The following is a 26,065-nucleotide window of genomic DNA, read 5'->3' on the forward strand; positions in this document are numbered from 1 at the left end:
GGCGGGTCTACGGCTCCGGAGGCGGCCCGGCGGCCCTGGGTCCCCAGGTATCGCGCCGGGCCCCTCCTCACCTCAGCGGGCCATCAGGGCGAACACCCCCCAGCCCAGGTACTCGCGTTCATAACGCGCGTACTCGGCCGGTTCCGCGGCCAGTTCGGCCCGGAGCAGGCCGGCCAGGCCGTCATCGGGGTGACGGGTCACATGGCGCCGCATACTGAGCCACTGGGCCGACTTGTAGCGGTCCCAGCCCTGCTGGTCGGCGATCGTCATCCCGACGACGTCGTAGTCCAGCTCCCCGAAGTACGCGAGCAGTTCGGGCAGGGTGGGGAAGCCGTCCGCGTCGTAGGCGTGACAGGCTTCCACGGCGCGCTGGTCGGGCGGCTCCCGCCGCCAGAACGGCTCTCCCAGCAGCACCGTCCCGCCCGGCCGCAGACTGCGCCGCAGCAGCTCCGCCGTTCCGGCGGCCCCGCCGCCGATCCAACTGGCGCCCAGACAGCACGCGAGGTCGACGGGCTCGTCGGCGACGTAGTCGGACGCGTCGCCGTGGACGAACCGCACCAGGCCGTCGACCCCGAGTTCGAGGGCCCGGGCGTCGGCCCGGTCCGTGAACTCCGGACAGATGTCGACTCCGGTGCCCGTGATCCCGTGATCCCGCGCCCAGGTGCAGAGCAGCTCGCCCGAGCCGCTGGCCAGATCGAGTACCCGCGCCCCTTTCTCCAGCCGGAGCGTCCGGCCGAGGGCGGCGAGTTGGTCGGAGGTCAGCGGGTTGTGAAGACGGCGACCGCCCTCACGGATGACGAAGTAACGCAGGTGGTCCATTCGTGGAAGTCCCTACATCCGAGAAGATCAAGGTCTGCACGAAGTCCGACCGGCCGAAGCCGGTCACAGGGACGGTCACCAACATTCCGCGACTCCTTCATCGCTCGCGCGCCCGTCCGGCCGGACGGGCGCGTCCGCCGAGGATAGGCACGCGAACGCCCGGCCCACGAGAGGGCCGGGCGTCCGGTGACGGGGTTGTGTCACAAGGTGACGCCGTCGTCCTTCAGGCCGTGGACGAAGGCGGACCAGGCGGTGGCGGGGAACACCAGAGCCGGGCCGGAGGGGTCCTTCGAGTCCCGGACGGGGACGACGGGATAGCCGTCGGCGACCTCGACGCAGCTACCGTTGTCAGAACCGCTGTAGCTGGACTTGCGCCAGCCGCTCCAGGCTGTCGTATAGCCGTCGGCGACCTCGACGCAGCTACCGTTGGACGAACCGCTGTAGCTGGACTTGCGCCAGCCCGTCAGCACGGATGCGTCGAGGAGTATCCGCTCAGTTGTCATCGCTTTCGTAGTCCTTCGCAATAGCTCTCACGAGGGCCAGGGACTCGGTCAGCGGCAGCGCCTCGGCCAGGGTGTGGTCATAGCTGCCCTGGATGATCTCCACCATTGGCTGAACGTCGTGCACCTTGCCCGTCTGGACACCTTCAACGTAGGCGATCGGCGGCTGGTCCTCGAACCACATCAGGGTGACCATGCCTTCCAGCAAGGGGTAGGCCCCGGCACCGTACGGGATGATGTGGAGCCGGATCCGCTCCTTCTCCACCAGGTCGGCGATGTGGTGGAGTTGGCGGGCCATCACCTTCGGTCCCCCAATGGGGCGCCTCAGCACGCTCTCGTCGAGCAGTACCCAGATGATCGGGTCCACCGGATCGGCCAGAATCTTCGAACGCTCTATGCGGGTGGCGACCCGCTTGTCACGTTCCTCCATGCTGACCGGCGGGTAGGCGATTCGCATCACAGCATGGGCGTACTCCGGGGTCTGGAGGATGCCCGGGACATACGTAAGGGCGAACTCCCGAATGACCGAAGCCTGGCCCTCGAACTGAAGCGCCGCCGCGAAGTGGTCAGCCACGGGATGCGCATCCGCCCCCGGCCTGAAGTTCGTCAGCACATCACCCGTGTTGAGCGCCCGGTCCAAGCGCTTCGCGTCCTCCTCCGACGGTGTCCGCCGCCCCCCTTCGATATGGGCGATGTGCGTACGCGTCATGATCGCGGCGTCCGCCAACTGCTGCTGTGTCATGGACGCCTTGATGCGCTGCTCCCGCAGCCACTCTCCGTAAGGCTTCGTCATCGTCACACACTCCTCTGCAACTTCCTTGCTCTCTGCGTGCGTTATCCGGAGTCACAGCTGACCCCCTTTCGGAGGCTACCGACTTGCCTCGAAGCTTGTCCCGGAAAACAGAAACTCACCGGTGACCGAAGGGATACGGCAACGAGCCATGACCAAGCACCTCACACCCACCGCCCATTTGTTCGAATCGGCGGATCTGCATCAGTTGTTGAAAGCCGGGGGCATTTGGCATCTCGCGCCGAAGTGGGTTCCCAGGACCGGCTATGCTCCCGTCACGCCGGAACTCCTCAAAGCCCTCGCGAGCGGGCTCCGAAGGAAACTCCGGTGACCGCCGACGGGGACGCGGCACCGGTCGCGTACATTCCCGCCGTCGGGGACGTGGTCCTCGACTCGGCCACCCACAAGGTGGGCCGGGTGATGGACAGGGTCAGCCGACTCGTGCAGCTCAGGCCGGTCGGCGGAGGTCAGGAGTGGGACGCGGCCGTGGCCGATCTGACCCCGGTGAAGCCCATGGATCGAATCCGGAAGGCCGTCGCCGAGGCCAATGAGGCCAGCCGCCGGGAGGATCTGAAATGAGCGCGCCGGAAAGACCGGCGGTGGCCGGGGACGGGCGTACGATCTGTGCGGCACAGGCGCGACTACCGCTCCAGCTCATCGTTCTCACCCAGGAGCTGCAACCCGATCCGCCGGTCCATCCGATTCGGATCATGACAAGTCTGCGCTGCGCGCTGGAATCCCATCCAGAGGGTCCGCATTACGATCTGATCCGGGAACACGACAGTGCGGACGAGGGCGCTATTTGGGCTCGGTGGACCACCGGAATAACGCCTTCCGCCGTGGGGATTCTGCGGGATTGCCCGGCCGACAATGGAGCACCCGGCGCGGAGAATGACGCGTGCACGCTCTTTGCCGGACATCCGGGCGGGCACAGTTTCGAATTCTCCGATCCGGAGTACGAGGCAACGCTCACGAGCCCGGAGTATCTGCGGCTGGACGAGCAGTTCGGCGGTCCCACCGGCCTTCGGCCGACCGCCGACTGACGCCCGGCCCGAAGCCCTGGCCGCCCGTCGGCCGGACCCCGGCCGAACCCCGGCCGGGGCGGCGTACGTTCGCACGGTCCGTCGTCACTCCGCGTGATAGTTCCGATGTCAGTGGCCGTTCCTCTCCCGATGGTTCAAGATCGACTCGTAGGTGTGTGACCACGGGTGGGCCGAGGGCCAGGGGCAGAGGGGCGGCGGGTCATGCGGATCGAGCGTCATCAGGTGGAGCGGACGGCGATCGCGGAAGCGCTGGAGGGATTCGCCGGGCGGATCGCCGGTGACGTCCGGATGATGGGCCACGACCAGCGCCCGGCGGGCGGCTGGCAGCTGATCGCCGAATCGCTGGTGGAGTACGCGGCGGCGAGGTCGGTGACGCATCCGGAACTGACCGACGCCGACGCCAGGATCGCCATCGAGTCGGCGGCATCGGCGGCGGTCGGCGCGGTGGCGCTGGCGGCGGGCCGGAGCTGCCGGGTCTGGATCGACTACACGGGTACGGGTGTGGAACACGACGCGCCCGTACCCGGTTCGACGGCCCCGATCCGGCCGCATATCTGGCTGGAAGCGTTTCTGCTGGCGTACGTTGCGGGGACGTCCGACGAACACGGGGTCCTCTTCGCGGAGACCGCGCCGCCGCTCGCCGGTCAGGAGTCCCGGCCGGATGTGGCACTGATCCACGCGCTGATGATCTACGTATACGGGCACGCGGAGAACCGGCCGGAGCCCAAGCCGCACCCGGGGCAGAGCCCGGGTCCGGGCCTGGGTTCGCTTCCCGGGCTGATTCCGGAGCTGGATCCGGACCTGGACCCGGGTATCGGCATGGGCCCGGATGTGGAGCCGCTCTCCGAGGCGGTACGGGCCGAGCTGATCGGTGCCATCTGCGACCGGGTCGACCCCGACCCCACCCTCGGCCACCAGTACCGGGCCGCGCTCGTCAGCCTGCGGGCGCTGGCCTCCGGAGACCGGGACGGATTCGTCAAAGCCCTCGCCGCGCAGGTCGAACGGCACCGGGCCGTCGAGTCCTCGTACGCCCGGCCGACGCTGAGCGGGCTCCTCCCGATGGACGCCATCGCCCTCGCGGCGATGGCCGTCCGCTGGCACGAATGGCCGCTGCCGATCGAATCCGGGTATCTGCCCCGGGGGCCGGTCTCCGGTTTCCGGCCGCCGCGCGGGCGGGTCGGGCCGTACGGGCACGACAAGAGGCCCGACGCGGTGGCGGCGCTGGCCGCCGGGCCCCTGGAGGTCGACCGGCCCGCGCACCCGTACGCCCTGAACTCTGCCGACGACGGCACCGACGACGGTGCGGACATCTCCTCCTTCGCGAACTACGTGGCCGGTGAACTGGCCCTCTTCAACGACCCCGACACCGACCCGGGGCGGGTGGCGCGAGGACTGAAGCAGGTGATGCGCGGACGGCTCTGGCTCTTCCTCCAACGGGTCGCGGGCGACCCCGAAGGCCGCGACCCCGGACTGCCCGAACTGCTGCGAACCGCGACGGAAGCCGGGGCCGGGGCGCTCCGGCTGGCCCGCGCCCCGCAGGGCACCCTGCTGCCGGTGAGCATCGCCGGGACCGCCCGCAACCTTCCGGCCGGGCCGGGCCCCGCGGGCGAACCCGGGTTCTGGAAGGACGCGATTGCCCTGGCGCTGATCACCGGCGACCGGGCGTCGCTGGCGGCGTGCGTCCTCGTCGAGCCGTCGTTCTTCGCGGCGGCGGCGCATCCGACGGACATCACCGCGTACGGGGCGGCGCTGCACGACTACCTCCGGGGCGTGGACCCCGTACCGGCGGTGGACCGGGCGCTGGCCGTCGCCGCCGCGTACGAGCACACGCGCCGGCCCGCGCCGCCGGTCGTCCTCCTCTCACAGGTGGTGGAAGGGGACCGGGAAGGGTTCGCGTTGGCGCTGGTGGACACGTTGGAGCGGCACCGGGAGCACTATTCGACCGGGGAGCTGTCGGAGACGCATCACGCGGTGCTGGACTTGGATGTGCTGGCGCTCGTCTGCCATGTGCGTCGTATGGGCTGGCATGTCCCCGTCTCCTCCCCGTACCTCCCCGAGGGCGTCCTGCCCTCGGCACCCTGAGGCACCCGTCTGCGCCTGTCCGCGCCCGTCTGTGCCTGTCCTCGCAGGTCCCCGTGCCCCTGAAGACTCCCGCCGTAGGCCGGACGGTTGTGTTTCACGCGCGGCCCGTGCGTGGTTGTTCGCGCAGTTCCGCCCCCTATGCCTTCGGCAATGGGGGGACCCCCAGCGCCCTGGCTCTCCCGGGCATCGCCCCACCATCCGGGCCGCGCCCGGCGCCCTCAGTTAGTTCGCGGACCGCGCCACCGTCGTGGTTGTTCGCGCAGTTCCCCGCGCCCCTAAATGCCCTCCCGGGCATCGCCCACGCCGTCTGCCCTGCCGGGCGATGTCTCACTCGCGCCTGCGGCCCGGTGGGTGGCTGGTCGCGCAGTTCCGCCCCCTATGCCTTCGGCGATGGGGGGACCCCCAGCGCCCCTGGGTTGCCCTCCTGACCGCCCTCGAAGAGAGACGGGCACCTTTCCAGGAGCGGTGCCGGGGAGGCATTTAGGGGCTCGGGGAACTGCGAGACAAGCCACATGCGGTCCGCAGGCCGCGAACAAGCTCGGGTCGCTGGGCGCAGCCCGGATCGTGGCGTCCGGGTGGCCGCCCCCGAGCGCAGACGGGGGTCTCGTGGCGCGGGCCGCCCGCAGGGCTACGTGCTGCTGAGGGAGAGTTTGACCGCGAAGCCCAGGAAGAGCGCTCCCGCCGCCGATGTCGCGCCCGCCGAGAGGCGCTTGCGGCGGCGGAACGCCTCCGCGAGGTGCGTGCCCGCGAATATCAGCAGTGACAGATAGAGCGCGCTGGCTATCTGCGCCAGGCCGCCGAGGACCGCGAAGGACAGCGCCGGGTACGAGTACGCCGGGTCCACGAACTGGACGAAGAAGGCGATGAAGAACAGGATCGCCTTGGGGTTGAGCAGGCTGATCACCAGCGCCCGCCGGAACGGGCGCTCCGTCTCGGCGGTCTGCCCGGCATCGGGCGCCTGCGGTATCAGCGCGTCGCCCCGGCTGCGCCACATGCCCCACGCCGCCCGCAGCATGCCCACCGCCAGCCACGTCAGATAGCCCGCGCCCGCGAACTTCACGATCCCGAAGAGCAGGTCGTTGGTCTTGAGCAGCGACGCGATACCCGCCGCCGAGAGCACCATCAGCACCGCGTCCCCGGTGAAGACACCGGCCGCCGCGCGATAGCCGGAGCGCACGCCTCGGCGGGCCGCGACGGAGAGGACGTAGAGCGAGTTCGGCCCCGGCAGCAGAATGATCAGTACGAGTCCGGCCAAGTAGGTCGGAAGGTCGATGACACCCAACATGCCGCGAGTGTCGCACACCCGTACGGATCGCCGTCCAGCCCTGTGGACAACCGTGAACAACCCCGGGGTCTCTTAGAAACCCGCAGGTGGGCGGTGCGTACCCCAGATCTCCCGGAGCGTGTCGCAGACCTCCCCCACCGTCGCCCGCGCCCGCAGCGCCTCCTTCATCGGATACAGCACGTTCTCCCCGGCGGAGCTGCCCGCCGCCGCCCGGAGGGCCGCCAGCGCCGAGCCGACCGCCGCCCCGTCCCGGTCCGCCCGCAGCGCCGCCAGCCTCGCCTTCTGGCGGGTCTCGATCGAAGGGTCGACGCGCAGCGGCTCGTACGGCCGCCCGGCCTCGTCGGCCTGGTCCGTACGGAAGCGGTTGACGCCGACCACGACCCGCTCGCCGTCCTCGGTCTCCCGGGCGATCCGGTACGCGTTCCGTTCGATCTCCCCCTTCTGGAAGCCCAGCTCCACCGCCTCGACCGCCCCGCCCAGCTCCTCGATCCGGTCCATCAGCCGGACCGCCTCCGTCTCCAGGGCGTCGGTCAGGCTCTCCACGGCGTACGACCCGGCGAAAGGGTCGACGGTGGCGGTGACATCGGTCTCGTAGGCGATGACCTGCTGGGTCCGGAGCGCCAGCCGGGCCGAGCGCTCGGTGGGCAGGGCGATCGCCTCGTCGAAGGCGTTGGTGTGCAGGGACTGGGTGCCGCCGAGGACCGCGCCGAGCGCCTGGAGCGCCACCCGGACCAGATTGACCTCGGGCTGCTGGGCCGTGAGCTGCACCCCGGCGGTCTGGGTGTGGAACCGCAGGGTCTGCGCCTTGGGGTCACGGGCCCCGAATCCGTCCCGCATCACCCGGGCCCAGATCCGCCGCGCCGCCCGGAATTTGGCGATCTCCTCCAGGAGGGTCGTCCGGGCGACGAAGAAGAACGACAGCCGGGGGCCGAGTTCATCGGCGGTGAGCCCGGCCGCGAGCGCCGTACGGACGTAGGCGACGGCGTTGGCGAGGGTGAAGGCGACCTCCTGCGCCGGGGACGCCCCGGCTTCCGCCATGTGGTAGCCGGAGACGGAGATCGGGTTCCAGCGGGGCAGCTCGGCCCGGCAGTAGCGGAAGGTGTCCGCGACCAGTCGCAGCGACGGGCCCGGCGGGAAGATGTACGTGCCCCGGGCGATGTACTCCTTGAGGACGTCGTTCTGGATCGTGCCGCTCAGCCGGTGCGCCGGAACACCCCGCTCCGCGGCGACGAGCTGGAGGAGCAGGAGCAGCGGGGCCGCCGGGGCGTTGATGGTCATCGAGGTGGAGACCTGGTCGAGGGCGATGCCCGCGAAGAGTTCCCGCATGTCGTCGAGGGAGTCGACGGCGACCCCGACCCGGCCGACCTCGCCGTGGGCGAGCGGCGCGTCGGAGTCGTACCCCATCTGGGTGGGCAGGTCGAAGGCGACGGAGAGACCGGTGGTGCCGTCGGCGATCAGCCGGCGGTAGCGGGCGTTGGACTCGGCGGCGGTGCCGAAGCCCGCGTACTGCCGGATGGTCCAGGGGCGGCCGGTGTACATGGTCGGGTAGACGCCCCGGGTGAAGGGGTACGCCCCCGGGGCGCCCAGCTTTCGTACGGGGTCCCAGTCCGCCAGCGCCTCCGGCCCGTAGACCGGCTCGACGGGCAGTCCGGACTCGGATTCGCGGGGGTCCGGCATCGCGTCTCGCCTCGCCTTCGTACGGGTCGGTGGGGTGACCGGAATTCATCGATGTCGCCAGGTGGCGACCGGATCCGGCCTGTTTCGGCTTCCCGGAGATCTCGGGGTGTCGTTTTCTCCTCGTCTTCCTCATGATGCTCAACAACGGACGCCCCGGCAGGCCGGGGGGAGCATCCTCGGGGGACACCACAGACATAGGCGGTACCGGGTCGATACAGGTACACACGTATAGGGGGCGCGGCGATGGCCGAGAACATCGGATACGTACAGAAGGCACTGGCGGCGGCAGCGGTCGTCGCTCTCACCGTGAGCTGTACGGCACGGGCGGCCGAGGAACCGTCCGTCAGCGTCGATGCGAAGTCGGACGGCGGGGCCTCGCCCGTCACGCGCCCCGAGTCCACTCGGCCGGCCGTGCCGTCGCCCGCACCGGAGACTTCCCCGTCGGCGCACCCGTCCCCGTCCGCGACTTCGTCGGCGCCGTCGGCTCCGGAGCCGTCCACTCCACCGCCCGGTCCCGTGCTGATGGAGCGGGGCGACAGCGGCGAGCGGGTCCGGGAGCTACAGGCCAGGCTCGCCCAGCTCGACTGGTTCCGCGAGCGGCCCACCGGCACGTACGGCCGGGTGACGGCATCGGCCGTGAGCGGCTTCCAGGAGAAACGGGGCCTGGCCGTCACCGGCGCCGTCGACACGGTGACCTGGGAACGGCTGCGCGGTATGACAAAACGACCGACCCGGGCCGAGTTGGACGGCAGGACCGCCGAGACGAAGCCGAAGGCCGCACTGGACCCGCAATGCCTCAACGGCCGGGTGCTCTGCGTCAGCAAGACGTCCCGCACCCTGTCGTGGGTGGTCGACGGGAAGGTCAGGTCGGCGATGGACGTCCGCTTCGGTGGCAAGGAGACCCCGACCAGGGAAGGCGTGTTCTCGGTGTTCCGGAAGGAACGGGACCACGTCTCCAATCTGTACGACACCCCGATGCCGCTCAGTCTCTTCTTCAGCGGCGGCCAGGCCGTCCACTACTCCGCCGAATTCGCCGCCCAGGGGTACAACGGCGCGTCCCACGGCTGTGTGAACGTCCGCGACCGGGGCGCGCTCGCCGCGATCTTCGACCAGGTACGGATCGGCGACAAAGTCGTCGTCCACTGGTGAGGAAGGTCCGCGAGGAAGGTCGGTAGGGAGAAGGGGCGCGGACGGGACCGGGGGAACGTGCCCCGCCCGCGCCGGTGCGCCAAGCCGTAGGTACGGGGGGAACCCCGGCTCTATGGCGCTCGCCGATGACCAGTCGGCTCACTCTCTACAGCGCCACCGTTCGCGAAAATGTCACACCGGCTTGGGAATACGGTCGAAACCGCAGGTCAGGCGAGTACGTGGAACGGCGGAAGCGCGGCCGGGCCGGTGTCGGCCGCGGCATCGTCGCCCGGTGCCGCACCGGTTTCGGTCCCGGCGTCCGGGTCGTGCTGGAGATAGCGGGTCGGCGGGCCGCTGTCGGGGTCGTGGCCGGGGGGACCGGCCTGGCCGGGACGGGTCTCCTGGCCCTGGCCCTGGCCTTGGCTCTGGCCGCCGCCTTGGCCGTTGGCGTTCCCGTTGGCGTTCCCGTAGCCGTTGCCACCGCCGTTCCCGTTGCCCTGGCCGTTGCCGCCGCCGTTCCCGTTGGCATTGCCGTTGCCGGGCCCCTGGCCGTTGCCGCCGACGCCACCGCCGCCGTTCCCGTTTGCTCCGCCGTTCCCGTTCCCGTTCCCGTTCCCGTTCCCGTTGTCGTTGCCGTTGCCGTTGCCGTTGCCCTGGCCGCCGTTGCCGTTGCCTTTGCCCTTGCCGCTGTTGCCGCCGCCATTGCCGTTGCCGGGCCCGTGGTCATGACCGTGGCCGTGGCCGTGCTCCGCCTTCGGCCCGTCGCCCTGGCCGCCCCGGGCGTCACCGCTGCCCGCGCCCGGTCGCGTACCGTCGGACCGGCCGAGGACCCGATCGCAGTACGCGGCGATCCAGGCCCGGCCCTTGGCCTCCCGCGCCAGCATCCGAAGCGCCTCCGGTGCCACGGCACCCGCACGGTAGTCGCGGCACGCCTTCGCGGTCCGGCTCGACTTCCCGCCCCCGGTCCGCTCGCTCTGCCCGATCCCGGTGCCCTTGACCGGCCGGGACGGCAGACCCGAAGGGCCCTCGCGGTCGGAGCCGCCGGGCGTACGGTTCGCCTCGCCCCGCCCCTCGCCCAGCGGACCCGCCGAGGTCTCCCCGGGAACGGTCCTGCCGGTCGCGGACGTACTCGTGTCGTCGAACGGGTAAGGCAGAAAGTCCGCGCCGGAGGCGACGGCGACCCCGCCGATGGCGAATCCGGCCACGGCGGCCACGAATCCGAGCCTGAGCGGCGCCACCCGGCGCCGCTTGCCGGAGGCCGACCGGTCCCCGCTGGTCCGGGTCCCGGTTCCGGTTCCGGACCCCTTCGCGGTCCCGGTCCGGACGGCACCCAGGGTGACAAGGCCGGGTTTTTCGTCACCATCGCCGTCACTCCCGACGGCGTCGAAGGCCACGGCCGACCGCGTACCCGGTTCCGCCGCTACGGCCCGGGCCGCGCCGGCCGCCCGGAACGCCGCGACGGCCGCGTCCTCACCCGGCAACTCCTCGTCGGCGCGGCCGGAAACGGCCTCCGGTTCGGCGGCGGCGCGCAGCGCCTCGGCCAGCCGTACGGCTTCCGTATGCGCGGGTTCGCCGAGGTCTCCGAGGTCCCCGACCGGTTCACCGCGCAACAGAAGCTCCGCCGTCACCTGGTCGAGCCACTCGTTCCGGTCATCGGCCATCACATGTCCTTCTGCGTCCGCCAACGGGAATGCGTCACACCCGCGGACTCCCTCTCCCCCCGCTTCCCGCCCCGCTGCGGCGGAACGCCGTCCAGCCCCCGGATCCGCTCCGGCCGCCCCCCGGCCCCGGCTGAATCGTCCGCGGTCCCGGGGTTGTCACCCGCCGATTCCGGCGGGACGGGACTGACGCCCTCCGGATCGTCGCCGCCGAGCAGTTCGGCCAGCCGTTTCAGCCCCCGATGGGCGGCGGTCCTCACGGCCCCCGGCCGTTTCCCCAGCGTCTCGGCGGCGGTCTTGGCGTCCAGCCCCACGACCACCCGCAGCACCACGGCCTCCGCCTGGTCCTGGGGCAGCCGGGCGATCAGGGCCATGGTGTCCCCGGTGGCCAGCGCCTCCATCGCCTCGTCCGCGGTATCCGAATCGGCGGCCCGCCCGGCCAGCTCCGAATCGTCCCCGCCGACCGCCGGACGCCGCCCCCGCATCCGGATGTGATCCAGCGCGCGATTACGGGCTATGCGCGCCGCCCAGCCCCGGAACCGGTCCGCGTCCCCGCTGAACCTGTCCAGGTCGCGGGCTATCTGGAGCCATGCCTCGGACGTCACGTCCTCGGCGTCGGGCTCCCCGACGAGCGTCCGCACATAGCCGAGCAGCCGCGGGTGCACCGCGCGGTACACAGAACGGAACGCGCACTCGTCCCCGCCCTGTGCCGCGAGCACCGCGGCTGTCAGCTCCGCGTCGTCCCCCAGCACAATCTCTACCTGTACCCGTGTCTGTGCCTGTTCGGTTTCGCAGCCGGTCAGCGCTGCGCCGCTCTGCTCTCAGCCCTTGTACGAGCCTGCACGCTACGTCGTCGTACAGCGCCCCGTCCACGGCTTGTACAACTTGCAACAAAATCGCGAGCGACCTCGTCCGAACGGACAGTGACAGAAATCGACCGCCCGGCGCAGAGTGGGTTACGGGGCCGTACAGCGGACCCTGCGGACGGCGACCGGGGCCTCTCCTGTGGGGGGTGGCGGCCCCGGTCGTCCTCCTTCGAGCCTTCCCCGGGCCCTCTCCCGGTCTTCTCTCCACCGCTCGTCTCACCGGCGGTACGGATTTCACACCCATCGACGCGGCGGCGTGACGCACGCCACATTTCGAGCACTTCAGGTGCGGGGTCCACCGCCACGGGCACGACGGGAGACGGCCGCGGCCAGGACCCGGCGGCCCTCCGTCGCGGCGTTGAGCGCCTGCCGCAGACCGGCCGTGCCGGTGCCGTCGGCCAGCAGGTTCAGGATGCGGATCTGACGTCGCAGCTCACCGGCCGTGAGGGGGTCGGCCGGAGCGGCTTCGTCGGGTGCGGCGTCGTCGCCGGTGCCGTAGCGGCGGTGCAGGGCCAGCGATACGGCGGAGCACTCGTCCGCCCAGGTCCGCAGCGGGCCCGTGGCCCACTCGGCGGGGGCCGACTCCAGCATGGCGCGTACGGCGTCGGCACCCAGACCGTCGGCGGCGTCGGGCGCGCCGGTGTCGCCGCCCGGGTCACGCTCCGGCGGGCCCTTCAGGGACTCCCGCGCCTCCGCGAGCCGCGCCGACCAGTGCGCGGGGCCGTTGCCGAGCGCCGCCCACAGGGGGCGCAGCGCCTCGGGGTCGGCGGCGTCGTCGCCGAGGAGCGGAAGGCACCGTTCCAAACAGGCCACACCACCGGCCGCGAGCGCGCGCTCGTCGGCCCGCTCGATCAATTCCCTCAGGTCACTCAGGCCACCGGACGTCACGGGACGCCTCCCCTCGCGGCCCTGGGCCGCTCGCTCCACCTGCGAACTCGTGGCGCAAACTACTCGCTTCGGGGGTATCGCGCCATGGGTTCAGGGAGTCCGGAACGGCGGGAGTCGTCCGTTACTCCACCAACTCAGTCCGAATCGCACACACTTACGCCATGCTTCTGTTACATTCGGGCCAACCGGAGAGTGGCTTGCGGGGGCCTTGCGGTCGCCCGTCCGAGCCCTCCGGGGCCGCGGTGCGGGCCCGCACTCCCCCGGGTGGGCCCGTACCGTCGGCAAACGCCGGACGCCGAGAGGCGTTACCGCATCACCGGCAAGGACGGCAGAATCGGCTGGCCGCCCCCCGCCACCTTCTCCTTCTGCATCACGGTGACCCTGCGGACGACCAGGATCGCCAGCACGGCGGCAGCGATCGCGGTGACGCTCCCGAACATCATGGCGTTCGCGGCCGTGATCAACTCATCAGGCGTCTCCGCCTTGATGTAGTTCTGGTTGGCACCGAGTTCCACCACTGTGCTCACGACCCACACCGTCCACCAGGCCGTAAGGAGCGTCGGCGGCTGCTGGTCCTTGGGGCCGTACGGGTTGAAGCGACTGGCCTCCCAGATGGTTCCCGCGACCAGCCTGGGGATCACCAGATTGACGAACGGTATGAGCCAGCCGCCGATCGCCCAGCCCCGTCCCCAGCGGGTGATGTCGGGGGCGAAGGCGGACGCGTTGGCCCGGGCTACGGCGAACCAGATGATGAACAGCACACCCGTTACCAAGAGCACTGTCATCTCGAAGGAGATGGACAGGGCGATCAGCCTGTCCGCGTCGTCGGCCTCGTCCCGGGTGACCCCGAACGGCGGCGCGTCCTTGATGTCCTTCGCGACATTGCTCACGTTCATCGCCGCGCCGATGGCGAACAGCTTGGCCACGATCGTCAGACAGAGCAACACGATCACCGCGTAGGAGAGCCCAACCGGGGCTTTGACCTGCCGGGTGGGGCCCCCGTACGCGCGGGGCGCCGAAGCGTACTGCGGCATCGGGGCGTAGCCGTAGCCGGGTGCGGGCGGCGACGCGGGGCCGGGCGGCGGTACGGGACCCGGGCCGGGGACCGGGCCCGGGGCGCCGACGGCGGTGGCGCTCGCGGCGCACTGCTGGCACAGGCCCTGCGCGGTGGCCGCGGGGTTCCGGCGGCAAATGGAACAGGGTGTCATCGATACGCCCCCCTGGCGCGGAGAAAAAGGATTCAGCACGGCCGTGCGGAGCGGCTCGGCCGTGTCCCCGCCACGGGCGTCTGCGGACCGTACGCGTCCGGAGGCGCCGCCGTCCAACGGGATCCCCTCGTGCGCGGGTGATACCTCGCGCCAAAGCCGGTCCCGTCTGCCGATGACCGTGCGATTCGGGCCGCGCGCCCGTCGTGGCCTGTCGCGCAGTTCCGCCCCCTACGCCTGGCGGCGTGGGGGGACCCCCAGCGCCCCTGAAATGCTTCCCCCGCCGGGGCCCTGACAAAGTGGCCCGGCGTCGCGGCGGGAATCCCCCCGGGCTGGGACCGGGCAAGGCCCCGGGGTCAGGACAGTCGGCGGGCCAGGGACTCGAAGGACTGCCAGTTCCGCGGCGGTGGGGACGCGTTCCAGATCTTTTGGGAGAGGGCCGCCAGGGGGAGGCGGATGCCCTGCGCCACCTGTGCCGGGGTCTGGGCCTTCGACAGGTCGCACCAGACCGCGAAGCGCGCGCCCAGTATCCGGGAGTCGTACCGGCTCGGGACCGGTTTCGTGCCGCGCAGGGTCAGGGGGGTCCATTCCTCGTAGATGCGGCGGCCGGTGGGGTAGGTGAAGTCGTTGGGCTCGCCCAGTACGTAGTAGAGGTACTCGTCGTTGAGGTTCACCACCCGGCGGCCCTCCGCCAGATACTCCTCCGGCGGGCGCGCGCCGATCTCCTTGCCCGTCCAGTACTCGACCTCGACGTCCTTCGCGACGGAGACCTCGCCGCCCCGGAAGTAGCCGTCGTTCCACGCCTTGGGGACCCGGTCCAGGGCCCGGACGACCGCCGCCCGGTCGTTGACCCAGCGGGTCGCGAGGTCGCTCACCCGGCCCCCGGGGCCGTACGCCGCGCGGGCCTTCGCCGCCAGGGACGGGAAGGACGCCTCCGGGTTACGCCGGGTCAGCGCCTGGTACTCGTCGCCGCCCAGATGCCAGTAGCGGCCCGGGAAGAGTCCGGCGTACTCCCGCAGCAGTTCGTCGACGAGCCGGGCCGACCCCGGGTTCCCGATGTCGATCGCGCCCGGCACCACCCGTCCGGCGGAATCCCTCAGCCGCAGTTCGGGGTGGTGCTTCAGGACCGCGCCGAGATGGCCTGGCGAGTCGATCTCGGGGATCACCGTGATGTGCAGGGACTCGGCGAGGGCCAGGATCCGCCGGACCTCCGCCTTGGTCAGCCGGTCGGCCGAGACGACCTCGGGGTGGCGGGTGGATTCGATCCGGAAGCCCTGGTCGTCGGAGAAGTGCAGGCCGAGCTGGTTCAGCTTGAGGTCCGCCATCTCCCGCAGCCGGTCCTCGATCCAGGCCGCCGCGAACGGCTTACGGGCGATGTCGATCATCAGGCCGCGCTGGGGGCGGGCGGGCCCGTCGGTGATCTCGCCCTCCGGGACGGTGCCGCCGGAGCGGAGGGCCTGCTTCACGGTCCGGGTGCCGTAGAAGACGCCCGCCGGGTCGCGGCCGGTGATCAGGACCCGGTCGCCGCCGGTGCGGATGGTGTACGACTCCGGTCCGCTGGGCGCGCCCGTGCCGTCGGTGAGTTCGATGTCGCCGCGCCGGACGGGGTCCTCGCCCGCGTAGGGGATGCCGATTTCCCGGGCGAGCAGCCGGGCCTCGTCGGCGAGGCGGGCCCGGCCGGGGGCGACGACGACCCGGGAGCCGGGGCCGGGTTTCCAGCCGGGGCCCCGGGCGGGGGTGTGGCGGGTGACGGCGGGGACGGTCGCGGGCGCGGTGGAGAGGGGGAGGGTGCTGTCCGGATCGCTGGTCGGCGGGGGGAGCCGGGTCTTCGCGGGCGACGGCACCGGGGTACCCGACCGGGAGCCCGTACCGGGGTCGGTGCCGGAGTTCGTACCGCCGCCGGAACAGGCGGCGGCCGTGACGGCGGTGAGCAGGGCGAGAGCCGCGACGCGCCGGGCGCGGCGGCGTGACCGGGGAGCCGGGGCCGGGTTGGGTATGACCCGGGTCGATATCACTCGTCCTCCTCCGGCCCGGTTGTCGCGTCCGGGGGGCCCGGAAACTCAGCCGTCGCCGTTCGTCCGCTCGGATGTCGGGCATCCGTTCCATCCCGTCCGGTCAGGAACGTCAAGATCTGTCCATCTTCCGTCCATCACATGGTCCGAAACCCTCCCGTCCGGGTGAAAATCGCGCATCCGTCGGACGTCTGCTCGTACACCTGGATAGCGTTGTGTCCCATTCGCCCCTCCCTCACCAGTTTTCCGCCGCCGTCGCGGTCGTCCCCGACGTCCTCCGCCCCGAGGAGCCCACGCTGTTCAGCGATTCCGAGACCGGGACCGGCCTGCCGGACGCCCTGCGCGGTCCGCCCGCCGCCGGGTTCGTCCTACCCGCGCAGGCCACCGCCAGTCCCCGGACCTCGGACGACGGACGCGCCCTCGGGCACCAGGGTGGGGCGGCGGGCGGCTCCCGGCCACCGGAGCGGGGCGGGGCCGTACGGCGGACCGCCCCGGGTGTGACCCGGCTGAACGAGGCGCCGCCGGAGGAAGCCGTCGCCGCGCTGCTCGCCTGCTGCGGCAGCACGCGCTGGGCCGAGCGGGTGACGGCGCACCGCCCCTACCCGGATACGGCCGCCCTGCTGGCCGCGGCGGACGAGGCGGCGTACGACCTGACGCCCCGGGACGTCGCGGAGGCGCTGGCCGACGAGTATCCGGCCGGGCCGCATCCGGAGGCACCGCACGGCCCGCATGTGCTGATGGCGCTGGCGGCGGCCCAGGACGCGTACGAGGAGCGGTTCGGTCATACGTTCGTGATCTGTCTCGACGGCTACCGGCCGGACGAGCAGCTGGACCAGATCCTGTCGGACATCCGGCTGCGGCTGGCCCATGAGCCCGACCACGAACGGGAGGTCGCGGCCGAGCAGCTGCGGGGCGTGGCCCGGAGCAGGCTGCGGCAGCTCGCGGCGGGGCGGGCGGAGCCGTATCCCCCGCCCGGCGGATCGCCGGGCGGGTCGGCGGGCGTGCCGCCGGGCGGGTCGGCGGGCGCGCCGCCGGGCGGGTCGGCGGGCGCGCCGGAACCCGCGGGCGCGATGGCGCCTGTGGCCCCTGTGACACCTGTGAACCCGGCGGAACCGGACCGCTGACCCCCGCCGAACCGGATTCTCACCCCGGCGCAGCCGTGCCTCGCACCCCGGCGGAACCGGCCGCGCCCAGGTGGCGGGCGGCGTTTCGCGGCCGGCGGGACCGGAATCGGGCAGGATCCGGCGGACGGGCCTTCCCCCGGTTCCCCGGTAGCCCGTCCGTGGCTCTTCGACTGCCGGTTTGATCACACCGGAGGACCCCGCGCGAACGAACCGACAAAGCGTCGCTACGATGGCCGGGGCCGGTGGACCGTACCCGGCCGGGCCAGACCGACAACCCAAGCCGGCAGGCCCCAGTCCCCGCTCCCGGAGGGTTCTTCCGTGCCGGCTGGAACGCTGTACCGCGGCCGGGAAGGAATGTGGTCCTGGGTGGCTCATCGAGTCACCGGCGTCCTCATCTTCTTCTTCCTGTTCGTCCACGTCCTGGACACCGCTCTCGTCCGCGTCTCCCCAGAGGACTACGACAAGGTCGTGGCCGTCTACAAGACGCCGATCGTCGCCCTGCTCGAGTACGGCCTGGTGGCGGCCGTACTCTTCCACGCGCTGAACGGCCTGCGGGTCATCGCCGTGGACTTCTGGTCCAAGGGACCCCGCTACCAGAAGCAGATGCTCTGGACCGTGATGGGCATCTGGATCGTGCTGATGGCGGGTGCCCTGTACCCCGTCCTCGGCCACGCCGCACGCGAAGTCTTCGGAGGCTGACGCCGCTATGTCCGCTGACACCTCTTCCGCGATCGGCCCCGTCGAGACCGGTCCTCAGTACGACGTCGACAACCCGGCGCCGGTGATCGAGCCCCCGCGCAAGCGGACCGGCCGCACCCCCCGCTCCACCCGCGGCAACTTCGAGATGGCCGCCTGGCTGTTCATGCGGCTCTCGGGTGTGGTGCTGGTCGTCCTGGTCATCGGCCACCTGATCATCCAGCTGGTGCTGGACGGCGGCGTCTCCAAGATCGGCTTCGCGTTCGTCGCGGGCCGCTGGGCGTCCCCGTTCTGGCAGGTCTGGGACCTGCTGATGCTCTGGCTCGCCATGCTGCACGGCGCCAACGGCCTGCGTACCGTGATCAACGACTACGCCGAGCGCCCGAACACGCGGCTGTGGCTCAAGGGCCTGCTGTACACCGCCACGGTGTTCACCATCCTGCTGGGCACGCTGGTGATCTTCACCTTCGACCCGAACATCCGCTAGAGCCGGGGCTGACGACACCTCATGAAGATCCACAAGTACGACACCGTCATCGTCGGCGCCGGTGGCGCGGGCATGCGCGCGGCCATCGAGGCCACCAAGCGCAGCCGTACGGCGGTACTGACCAAGCTCTACCCGACCCGCTCCCACACGGGCGCCGCGCAGGGCGGCATGGCCGCCGCGCTGGCGAACGTGGAAGAGGACAACTGGGAGTGGCACACCTTCGACACGGTCAAGGGCGGTGACTACCTGGTCGACCAGGACGCCGCCGAGATCCTGGCGAAGGAGGCCATCGACGCCGTCCTCGACCTGGAGAAGATGGGTCTGCCGTTCAACCGGACCCCGGACGGCACCATCGACCAGCGCCGCTTCGGCGGCCACTCGCGCAACCACGGCGAGGCCCCGGTCCGCCGGTCCTGCTACGCCGCGGACCGCACCGGTCATATGATCCTCCAGACGCTGTACCAGAACTGCGTCAAGGAGGGCGTGGAGTTCTTCAACGAGTTCTACGTCCTGGACCAGCTGATCACCGAGGTCGACGGGGTCAAGCACTCCGCCGGTGTGGTGGCGTACGAGCTGGCCACCGGTGAGATCCACATCTTCCAGGCGAAGGCCGTGATCTACGCCTCCGGCGGCAACGGCAAGTTCTTCAAGGTCACCTCCAACGCGCACACCCTCACCGGTGACGGCCAGGCGGCCTGCTACCGGCGCGGTCTGCCGCTGGAGGACATGGAGTTCTTCCAGTTCCACCCGACGGGCATCTGGCGGATGGGCATCCTGCTCACCGAGGGCGCCCGCGGCGAGGGCGGCATCCTCCGCAACAAGGACGGTGAGCGCTTCATGGAGAAGTACGCGCCCGTCATGAAGGACCTCGCCTCGCGCGACGTGGTCTCCCGCTCCATCTACACGGAGATCCGCGAGGGCCGCGGCTGCGGTCCCGAGGGCGACCACGTCTACCTCGACCTGACGCATCTGCCGCCGGAGCAGCTGGACGCCAAGCTGCCCGACATCACCGAGTTCGCCCGGACCTATCTCGGGATCGAGCCCTACACGGACCCGATCCCGATCCAGCCGACCGCGCACTACGCCATGGGCGGCATCCCGACCAACGTCGAGGGCGAGGTGCTGGCCGACAACACCACCGTCGTCCCGGGCCTCTACGCCGCCGGTGAGGTCGCCTGTGTCTCCGTGCACGGCGCCAACCGGCTGGGCACCAACTCGCTGCTGGACATCAACGTTTTCGGGCGCCGCGCGGGCATCGCCGCCGCCGAGTACTCCGCCACCGCCGACTACGTCGAGCTGCCGGAGAACCCGGGATCCCTGGTCGAGCAGCTGATCGAGGGGCTGCGGGACTCCACGGGCAACGAGCGCGTGGCGGAGATCCGCCGCGAGCTGCAGGAGACCATGGACGCCAATGTGATGGTGTTCCGGACCGAGCAGACCATCAAGACGGCCGTCGAGAAGATCGCCGAGCTGCGCGAGCGCTACAAGAACGTGTCCGTCCAGGACAAGGGCAAGCGCTTCAACACGGATCTGCTGGAGGCCGTCGAGCTGGGCAACCTGCTGGAGCTGGCCGAGGTCATGGCCGTCTCCGCACTGGCCCGCAAGGAGTCCCGCGGCGGTCACTACCGCGAGGACTACCCCAACCGCGACGACGTCAACTTCATGCGCCACACCATGGCGTACCGCGAGGTCGGCGAGGACGGCTCCGAGACCGTCCGGCTCGACTACAAGCCGGTCGTCCAGACCCGCTACCAGCCGATGGAGCGTAAGTACTGATGGCTACCCCGACCATGGACAAGGTGGAGGCGGAGGCGGCGGCCTCGTCCCATCTGATCACCGTCACGTTCCGGATCCGCCGGTTCAACCCGGAGCTGTCCGAGCATGCGGTCTGGGAGGACTTCGAGTTCGAGATCGACCCCAAGGAGCGGGTCCTCGACGGCCTCCACAAGATCAAGTGGGACCTCGACGGAACGCTGACCTTCCGGCGGTCGTGCGCCCACGGCATCTGCGGCTCCGACGCGATGCGGATCAACGGCAAGAACAGGCTCGCCTGCAAGACGCTGATCAAGGACATCAACCCGGAGAAGCCCATCACGGTCGAGGCCATCAAGGGCCTGACGGTCCTCAAGGACCTGGTCGTGGACATGGAGCCGTTCTTCCAGGCGTACCGCGACGTGATGCCGTTCCTGATCACCAAGGGGAACGAGCCCACCCGCGAGCGCCGGCAGTCCGCCGAGGACCGCGAGCGGTTCGACGACACCACCAAGTGCATCCTGTGCGCGGCGTGCACCTCGTCGTGCCCGGTGTTCTGGAACGACGGGCAGTACTTCGGCCCGGCGGCGATCGTCAACGCCCACCGCTTCATCTTCGACTCGCGTGACGAGGCCGGGGAGCAGCGCCTTGAGATCCTCAACGACAAGGACGGCGTCTGGCGCTGCCGGACGACCTTCAACTGCACGGACGCCTGTCCGCGCGGCATCGAGGTCACCAAGGCGATCCAGGAAGTGAAGCGGGCGCTGATCACCCGCCGCTACTGACGCGGCCTCGCCGCCGGTGACGGCGGCGGCCTTACGACGGGCTCGACGACGGGTCCCGCGTCCACTGTGGTGGGCGCGGGGCCCGTTCTGCGTGTCCGGGGGCTCCGGGGGCTCCGGGCGGAGGCGGGTAACCGGCCGGGTTCGGGCGGTGGTTCGGCGGATGGGCTTCACCCCGGGGCGCGGCGGCTGGCAGGATCAAGGTGTTTGCCGTGTCGAAGCAGTGGGAAGCGGGGAGCCCGACGATGACCCAGCCCGATCCGTTCCAGCAGCCGCCCCAGCCCTCCGGGCCGCCCGGGCAGCCGCCTGGCCAGCCGGAGTACCAGTGGGGTCCGGAGGCCGCGCCCGGTACGCCCGCGTACGGCTCTCCGGCGCCCGGCTACGGCTATCCGGACCCGGCCGGGAACTACAGCCCGACCATGCCCGGTATGCCGGGGGCGGCGGGCCTGCCGGTGCCCGCCCAGCCGGCGGCCGGCGGCGGGACGCCGCTGGTGTCGATCGGGGACATCACGGTCCTGCCGGACACCATCATCACCCCGTCCGGGAACATGCCGCTGCGCGGCGCGGTCTGGAACGCCGTGGACATGTCCCGGACGGAGGAGAAGATCCCGGCCCATGCGATCGTGCTGGCGGTGATCTTCTTCTTCGCCTGTCTGCTGGGGCTGCTGTTCCTGCTGATGAAGGAGCGGAAGACCACCGGCTATATCCAGGTCACCGTCACCAGCGGCGGCCGTCATCACGCGACGATGATCCCGGCCCGGGACGCCATGACCTTCCAGCAGGTCATGGGGCAGGTGAACTACGCCCGTTCGGTCAGCTCCATGTGACGACCCGGGCGGGGCGGCGCCCACGCGAATGAGCCGTACGGCCCGTCAGCGGGTCGTACGGCTCATCCGTGTACGGCCATCGGCGGCCTCACGGCTCACCGGCGGACCGTACGGCGGCTCAGCGGGGCGTCTCCGCGAGGTACTCCGTCAGCAGGGCGTCGATCTCCGCCGGGCGCTCCAGGCCCGGCAGATGGCCTGCCCACGGCAGCCGCAGGCGGCGGGCGGCGGGCAGCAGCTCCGTCAGCCGGTCCGCCGCCGCGCCGAACTCCGGCAGGTCGTGGTCGCCGGAGACCACCAGGGCGGGGACCGTGACGGCGGTGAGCGCGGCCGGGTCGTACTCCCCGTCGCCGCTGTACTCCTCGGCTTCGGCGAGCTGGACCTCGTACGCCCGCAGTTGCATTCCGGCCACGGCGGCCAGGGTCTTCTCGTCGGCCTCGGGCCCGAGGAACGTCCGCGCGGAGAGCGCCGCCGCCTCGTCCAGGTCGCCGTACTCGACGAGTCCGACCTCGCGCTCCTCGAAGGCCGTCATCTCGGGGCTGTCGGGGATGCCGGGGAGTCCGGCGCAGAGCAGAACGAGCCCGGCGACCCGGCCGGGGGCGCGCAGGGCGATCTCCAGGGCGGTCCGGCCGCCGTACGAGGCGCCGATCAGCACCGCCCGGTCCATACCGGCGGAGTCCATCAGGGCCAGGACGTCATCGGCGTCGCTGTAGGAGCCGCTGCCGCAGGGCGTGTCGCCGAAGCCGCGGAAGTCGCCCCGGACGACGCGGTGTCCGGCCGCCGCGATCGCCTCGTACTGGGAGTCCCACATCCGGCGGTCGCAGACCGTGGAGTGCAGCAGAACGACGTCGTGGCCGCCGTCGGGTGTACCTGTCATGTCATATGTCAGCATCGCGGCGGACTCTACCCCGCGCCCCGCCCCGGTCACGTGCCTTTTTCCGGCGGACCGGCGCCCCGGCGGGGTCGCCGCCTCGCGCCCGGCTCCCGGCCCGCCGCCGGGCTTCTCCCGGCCACCGCCCCAAGTCGCGTTCCGGAAGCGCCAGTTCCGCGTTGAACATGTTCAAAAACAGGGCTACATTCCTGGTGTCGGTCTTTTGAACACGTTCAGAAAGGTCGCGACATGGATCTCCACGTCGTCGGATATCTGGTCTATCTACCGGTCAGCGTGGCGCTGACCGTCTGGGTCGCCCGCACGCTCAGCCACAACGGCCGGGTCTTCCTCGCCGATGTGACCCAGGGGGACGAGAAGCTCGCCGATGCCGTCAACCATCTGCTGGTCGTCGGCTTCTACCTGGTCAACCTGGGCTTCGTCGCCCTCTATCTGAAGATCGCCGGGTCGATCGCCGACACCCGGGAGCTGTTCGACGCGCTGTCGGTGAAGTTCGGGGTGGTACTGCTCGTCCTGGGTCTGCTGCATCTCACCAACGTCTACGTCCTCAACCGGTTCCGGCGGCGCGGCATGGCGGACGAGTCGGTTCCGCCGGTGGCGCCCGCGGGCTGGACCCCCGCGGGCTGGGCCCCGCCCGCGCCGCGGGACACCCCGGACGAGCGATGACCACCGCCGGACCCGGCCGGGGCACCACCGTCCGGCGCGCCGGAAGATGCCGGGGCGTACCGGTCCAGCGGCTCACCGTCCTCTACGACCCGGACTGCGGGCTCTGCGCCCATCTGCGGAACTGGCTGCTCCGCCAGCCCCAGTTGGTGCCGCTGGACCTGGTACCCGCCGGGTCCGACCGGGCGCGGGCCCTCTTCCCCCGGCTCGACCACTCGACGACCCTCCGGCGGATCACGGTCGTCGGCGACCGGGGCCAGGTCTACCGGGACGACGCGGCGTTCCTGGTCTGCCTCTGGGCGCTGGTCTCGCACCGGGCGACGGCCCGCCGGCTGGCGACCCCGGCGGGGCGGCCGTTCGTCCGGGCCGCCGTACTCGCCGCCTCCGCGTACCGGGCCTCGACCGGCGCGTCGGCCCGCGAGGTGCCGCCGGGCGGGCCGCCCTGTGACGACCGGTGCGCCCCGCCCGGTTAGGCTCGGGCAGCGTGACCGACCGGACCAACGACGCCAGCGTCAGCGTCGCACGAGCGCCCAAGAGCGAGCAGACCCGCACCCTGATCCTCGAAACCGCGTTGCGGCTCTTCCAGGAACGCGGTTACGACCGGACCACGATGCGGGCCATCGCCAAAGAGGCGGGGGTCTCGGTGGGGAACGCGTACTACTACTTCGCCTCCAAGGACCATCTCGTCCAGGGCTTCTACGACCGGATCGGCGCCGAGCACCGGGCGGCCGTACAGCCCCTGTTGGAGCGGGAGACCGAGCTGGGGGCCCGGCTCTCCGGAGTGCTCAACGCCTGGCTCGACGTCGCGGAGCCGTACCACGAGTTCGCGGCCCAGTTCTTCAAGAACGCGGCCGATCCGGAGAGTCCGCTCAGCCCCTTCTCGGTCGAGTCGGAGCCCGCGCGGGAGGCGGCCGTCGCCATCCACCGGGAGGTGCTGGCGGGGTCGCGGACGAAGGTCCCGGCGGAGCTGAGGGACACCCTGCCGGAGATGATGTGGCTGGCGCAGATGGGCATGGTGCTGGCCTGGATCTTCGACCGGTCCGAAGGGCACGAGCGGGCCCGCAGACTGGCGGACCAGGGGGCCAGGATCACCGCGAAGGGCATCGTCCTGGCCCGGTTCAAGGTGCTGCGGACGCTCGTGGCCGACGTACACGAGCTGCTGACGGACCTGCTGCCGGGGATGGCCCAGAGCGCGGCGGACCGGCGGGCCACCGCCGACGCCGTCGCCGCCCGGAAGAAGTCCGTACGGCGGAGGACCGCGGCAAAGGCGGCAAAGGCGGCGGAGGCCGGGGAGGCGGAGGCCGGGGAGGCGGCTGCCTCCCCGGGGTCCGGGCACGGGACGGACCGGCGGGGCGAAGGGGCCGGGGGCCGTCCGGCGGGGCCGGGCGCCTCCGGCTGACGCCCCTTTCCGGAACCCGGCCCCGGCCCCGTGTCACGCCTCCGGGGACGCCAGCTGGACCATGGTGATATCGGAGTCGGCGCCCACCCGGACCGGCGGCCCCCACGCGCCCGCGCCCCGGGTGACGTACAGCTGGGTGTCCCCGTACCGCTCCAGACCCTCGACCGTCGGATTGGCCAGGGCCGCCAGATACTCCCCCGGCCAGAGCTGGCCGCCGTGGGTGTGGCCGGAGAGCTGGAGGTCGACGCCGTGCTTCCGGGCGTCGTGGACGACGACGGGCTGATGGGCCAGGAGTACGGCGGTACGGCCGCGATCGCGGTCACCGAGCGCCTTCTCGAAGTCGGGCCCCTTGCCCTCGGTCTCGCCCGCCAGATCGTCCACCCCGGCGAGGTCGAAGCCCGCCGCGATCTCCACCCGCTCGTTCTCCAGCGGGCGCAGCCCCAGCTCGCGGACATGGTCGACCCACTGCTGCGCGCCGGAGAAGTACTCGTGGTTGCCGGTGACGAAGAACGAGCCGTGGCGCGCCTCCAGACCGGTCAGCGGCTCGGCGGCCGGGCCGAGGTCCTCGACGTTCCCGTCGACCATGTCGCCGACGATGGCGACCAGATCGGGGTTGGCCCGGTTGATGGTGTCGACGATCCGCTGGGTGTGGGCCCGGCCCAGGATCGGACCGAGGTGGATATCGCTGACCACGGCGATCCGGAAACCATGGGCCGACCTGGGGAGTTTGGCCAGCGGGACGGTGACCCGCTTGAGGGTCGGTCCGTTGAGTACGCCGTACGTGCCGAAGCCCACGGTCCCCACAGCGGCGGCGGCAGCTCCCCCGCCGACCACCCGGGAGACGAACATGCGCCGGGACACACCGCCGCCGGGCCGCGCCGGGGGCTCGGCCTCCGAGGGGGCGGGCGCGGTCTTCGGCTCCGGCTCCGGACCCGGCTCCGAGGACGCGGGCGCGGTGGCCACGGGCGCGGCCTCCGGCTCGGCGACGGTGACCGGGGCGGAGGCGGTGCCGGAGGCGGGCTCGGGGGCCGGGAGCGGCGCCGGTGCCGGTTCGGTGGTCACCGGGGCAGGGGAGTCGGCGAGCACCGTGACGGTCCCCGCGCGGGCGTCGCGCCGGGCGGCGAGCCTCAGCCAGCCGAACCGTATGACCTCACCCGCCACCAGGAACAGCACCAGATACAGCAGGACCGCCAGCCACAGGAACCCCGGCCAGGCGAGGACCTGCTGGAGCTCGAACGGCACCCCCGAGCGGGCCGAGAACTGGGCCCCGACGGAGATCAGCGGCAGTACGGTCAGCACCACCGCGCCGGTCCGGCGCGCCTTCCGGCTGGTGGTCAGATCGCGGACGAGTCTCCGCCAGATGTACCAGTGCGCCGCCGCGAGCAGAGCGATCACCGCGACCACCGCGAGCAGGACGACCACGATCACAGACCGCTCCCTCGTTCTCCGTGCGCTGCCGGGGAACCCGGTCCGATCCGGGGCCCTCCGGGCATCTC

24 protein-coding genes and 1 pseudogene are annotated in these 26,065 nt (G+C 71.4%); 13 read left to right on the forward strand and 12 right to left on the reverse strand.

Annotated elements, in window-relative coordinates:
* Positions 1-72: 72 nt before the first annotated feature.
* The 3 genes from AB0G74_RS18475 to AB0G74_RS18485 form a co-directional block, all read right to left on the reverse strand.
* The gene (locus AB0G74_RS18475; protein ID WP_361147327.1) at positions 73-819 is read right to left on the reverse strand and encodes a class I SAM-dependent methyltransferase; all 747 of its coding nucleotides are present in this window, start codon (positions 817-819) and stop codon (positions 73-75) included.
* Between the two features lie 200 nt (positions 820-1,019).
* Entirely contained in the window at positions 1,020-1,322 is a 303-nt protein-coding gene (locus AB0G74_RS18480) for a DUF397 domain-containing protein (protein ID WP_361147330.1), read from the reverse strand.
* Positions 1,312-2,112 carry a helix-turn-helix transcriptional regulator gene (locus AB0G74_RS18485; RefSeq protein WP_361147478.1) on the reverse strand — a complete coding sequence of 267 codons (801 nt, stop codon included), beginning with the start codon at positions 2,110-2,112 and terminating at the stop codon, positions 1,312-1,314. The genes AB0G74_RS18480 and AB0G74_RS18485 overlap by 11 nt, the downstream gene beginning before the upstream one ends.
* A gap of 324 nt (positions 2,113-2,436) precedes the next feature.
* Here AB0G74_RS18485 and AB0G74_RS18490 point away from each other — a divergent pair, with 324 nt between their 5' ends.
* The 3 genes from AB0G74_RS18490 to AB0G74_RS18500 all read left to right on the forward strand — a co-directional run bounded on the left by AB0G74_RS18490 (position 2,437) and on the right by AB0G74_RS18500 (position 5,234).
* Positions 2,437-2,688 carry a hypothetical protein gene (locus AB0G74_RS18490; protein ID WP_361147332.1) on the forward strand — a complete coding sequence of 84 codons (252 nt, stop codon included), beginning with the start codon at positions 2,437-2,439 and terminating at the stop codon, positions 2,686-2,688.
* A complete protein-coding gene (locus tag AB0G74_RS18495) occupies positions 2,685-3,152 on the forward strand; it encodes a hypothetical protein (protein WP_361147335.1) in 468 nt (155 codons plus the stop codon). The genes AB0G74_RS18490 and AB0G74_RS18495 overlap by 4 nt, the downstream gene beginning before the upstream one ends.
* Positions 3,153-3,353: 201 nt before the next feature.
* A complete protein-coding gene (locus tag AB0G74_RS18500; protein WP_361147337.1) occupies positions 3,354-5,234 on the forward strand; it encodes an Imm49 family immunity protein in 1,881 nt (626 codons plus the stop codon).
* A 628-nt stretch (positions 5,235-5,862) separates the two neighbouring features.
* On the opposite strand, the gene leuE is transcribed toward AB0G74_RS18500, so the two are convergent.
* Both leuE and AB0G74_RS18510 read right to left on the reverse strand, forming a co-directional pair.
* On the reverse strand, positions 5,863-6,519 hold the full coding sequence (gene leuE, locus AB0G74_RS18505) for a leucine efflux protein LeuE (RefSeq protein WP_361147340.1): 657 nt from the start codon (positions 6,517-6,519) through the stop codon (positions 5,863-5,865).
* Between the two features lie 72 nt (positions 6,520-6,591).
* Positions 6,592-8,196, reverse strand: a complete 1,605-nt coding sequence (locus AB0G74_RS18510) for a methylmalonyl-CoA mutase family protein (RefSeq protein ID WP_361147343.1) — start codon at positions 8,194-8,196, stop codon at positions 6,592-6,594.
* Between the two features lie 243 nt (positions 8,197-8,439).
* Here AB0G74_RS18510 and AB0G74_RS18515 point away from each other — a divergent pair, with 243 nt between their 5' ends.
* Positions 8,440-9,345: a L,D-transpeptidase family protein gene (locus AB0G74_RS18515; RefSeq protein WP_361147346.1), complete on the forward strand. Its 906-nt coding sequence runs from the start codon at positions 8,440-8,442 to the stop codon at positions 9,343-9,345.
* Between the two features lie 206 nt (positions 9,346-9,551).
* Here the strand turns inward: AB0G74_RS18515 and AB0G74_RS18520 are convergent, their stop codons facing one another.
* From AB0G74_RS18520 to AB0G74_RS18540, 5 genes are all read right to left on the reverse strand, one after another.
* Positions 9,552-10,985, reverse strand: coding sequence for a hypothetical protein (locus AB0G74_RS18520; protein ID WP_361147349.1), 1,434 nt, complete (start codon positions 10,983-10,985; stop codon positions 9,552-9,554).
* Positions 10,985-11,734 (reverse strand): RNA polymerase sigma factor, encoded by a 750-nt coding sequence (locus AB0G74_RS18525; RefSeq protein WP_361147352.1) that lies wholly within the window; start codon positions 11,732-11,734, stop codon positions 10,985-10,987. Before AB0G74_RS18525 ends, AB0G74_RS18520 begins: the two co-directional genes overlap by 1 nt.
* Before the next feature lie 396 nt (positions 11,735-12,130).
* A complete protein-coding gene (locus AB0G74_RS18530) occupies positions 12,131-12,736 on the reverse strand; it encodes a hypothetical protein (RefSeq protein ID WP_361147355.1) in 606 nt (201 codons plus the stop codon).
* Between the two features lie 305 nt (positions 12,737-13,041).
* A complete protein-coding gene (locus AB0G74_RS18535; protein ID WP_361147358.1) occupies positions 13,042-13,944 on the reverse strand; it encodes a DUF4328 domain-containing protein in 903 nt (300 codons plus the stop codon).
* Positions 13,945-14,297: 353 nt separating this feature from the next.
* On the reverse strand, positions 14,298-15,785 hold the full coding sequence (locus AB0G74_RS18540) for a glycoside hydrolase family 20 protein (RefSeq protein ID WP_361147480.1): 1,488 nt from the start codon (positions 15,783-15,785) through the stop codon (positions 14,298-14,300).
* 665 nt (positions 15,786-16,450) lie between these two features.
* On the opposite strand from AB0G74_RS18540, the pseudogene AB0G74_RS18545 reads away from it, so the two are divergent.
* The 6 genes and pseudogenes from AB0G74_RS18545 to AB0G74_RS18570 all read left to right on the forward strand — a co-directional run.
* Positions 16,451-16,894, forward strand: a pseudogene (locus tag AB0G74_RS18545) (2-oxo-4-hydroxy-4-carboxy-5-ureidoimidazoline decarboxylase); the annotation flags it as partial.
* Positions 16,895-17,395: 501 nt separating this feature from the next.
* A complete protein-coding gene (sdhC, locus tag AB0G74_RS18550) occupies positions 17,396-17,776 on the forward strand; it encodes a succinate dehydrogenase, cytochrome b556 subunit (RefSeq protein ID WP_078902167.1) in 381 nt (126 codons plus the stop codon).
* A gap of 7 nt (positions 17,777-17,783) precedes the next feature.
* Positions 17,784-18,260: a succinate dehydrogenase hydrophobic membrane anchor subunit gene (locus AB0G74_RS18555; protein ID WP_358823943.1), complete on the forward strand. Its 477-nt coding sequence runs from the start codon at positions 17,784-17,786 to the stop codon at positions 18,258-18,260.
* 21 nt (positions 18,261-18,281) lie between these two features.
* A complete protein-coding gene (gene sdhA, locus AB0G74_RS18560) occupies positions 18,282-20,036 on the forward strand; it encodes a succinate dehydrogenase flavoprotein subunit (RefSeq protein ID WP_361147362.1) in 1,755 nt (584 codons plus the stop codon).
* The gene (locus AB0G74_RS18565) at positions 20,036-20,797 is read left to right on the forward strand and encodes a succinate dehydrogenase iron-sulfur subunit (RefSeq protein WP_361147364.1); all 762 of its coding nucleotides are present in this window, start codon (positions 20,036-20,038) and stop codon (positions 20,795-20,797) included. The genes sdhA and AB0G74_RS18565 overlap by 1 nt, the downstream gene beginning before the upstream one ends.
* Before the next feature lie 242 nt (positions 20,798-21,039).
* Complete coding sequence (locus tag AB0G74_RS18570; RefSeq protein ID WP_361147366.1) at positions 21,040-21,621, forward strand: hypothetical protein; 582 nt, start codon at positions 21,040-21,042, stop codon at positions 21,619-21,621.
* Between the two features lie 118 nt (positions 21,622-21,739).
* Here AB0G74_RS18570 and AB0G74_RS18575 read toward each other — a convergent pair whose 3' ends face one another.
* The gene (locus tag AB0G74_RS18575; RefSeq protein WP_361147368.1) at positions 21,740-22,510 is read right to left on the reverse strand and encodes an alpha/beta hydrolase; all 771 of its coding nucleotides are present in this window, start codon (positions 22,508-22,510) and stop codon (positions 21,740-21,742) included.
* A gap of 228 nt (positions 22,511-22,738) precedes the next feature.
* Here AB0G74_RS18575 and AB0G74_RS18580 point away from each other — a divergent pair, with 228 nt between their 5' ends.
* From AB0G74_RS18580 to AB0G74_RS18590, 3 genes are read left to right on the forward strand one after another with little or no spacing between them, the layout of a single operon-like run.
* Positions 22,739-23,173, forward strand: coding sequence for a hypothetical protein (locus AB0G74_RS18580; protein WP_361147371.1), 435 nt, complete (start codon positions 22,739-22,741; stop codon positions 23,171-23,173).
* Positions 23,170-23,643, forward strand: a complete 474-nt coding sequence (locus tag AB0G74_RS18585; RefSeq protein WP_361147374.1) for a DCC1-like thiol-disulfide oxidoreductase family protein — start codon at positions 23,170-23,172, stop codon at positions 23,641-23,643. Before AB0G74_RS18580 ends, AB0G74_RS18585 begins: the two co-directional genes overlap by 4 nt.
* A gap of 11 nt (positions 23,644-23,654) precedes the next feature.
* The gene (locus AB0G74_RS18590; protein ID WP_361147377.1) at positions 23,655-24,569 is read left to right on the forward strand and encodes a TetR family transcriptional regulator; all 915 of its coding nucleotides are present in this window, start codon (positions 23,655-23,657) and stop codon (positions 24,567-24,569) included.
* A 33-nt stretch (positions 24,570-24,602) separates the two neighbouring features.
* Here AB0G74_RS18590 and AB0G74_RS18595 read toward each other — a convergent pair whose 3' ends face one another.
* A complete protein-coding gene (locus tag AB0G74_RS18595; protein WP_361147379.1) occupies positions 24,603-25,997 on the reverse strand; it encodes a metallophosphoesterase in 1,395 nt (464 codons plus the stop codon).
* Between the last annotated feature and the right edge of the window lie 68 nt (positions 25,998-26,065).

This window comes from Streptomyces sp. NPDC020875, assembly GCF_040641415.1.
Lineage (GTDB): Bacteria > Actinomycetota > Actinomycetes > Streptomycetales > Streptomycetaceae > Streptomyces.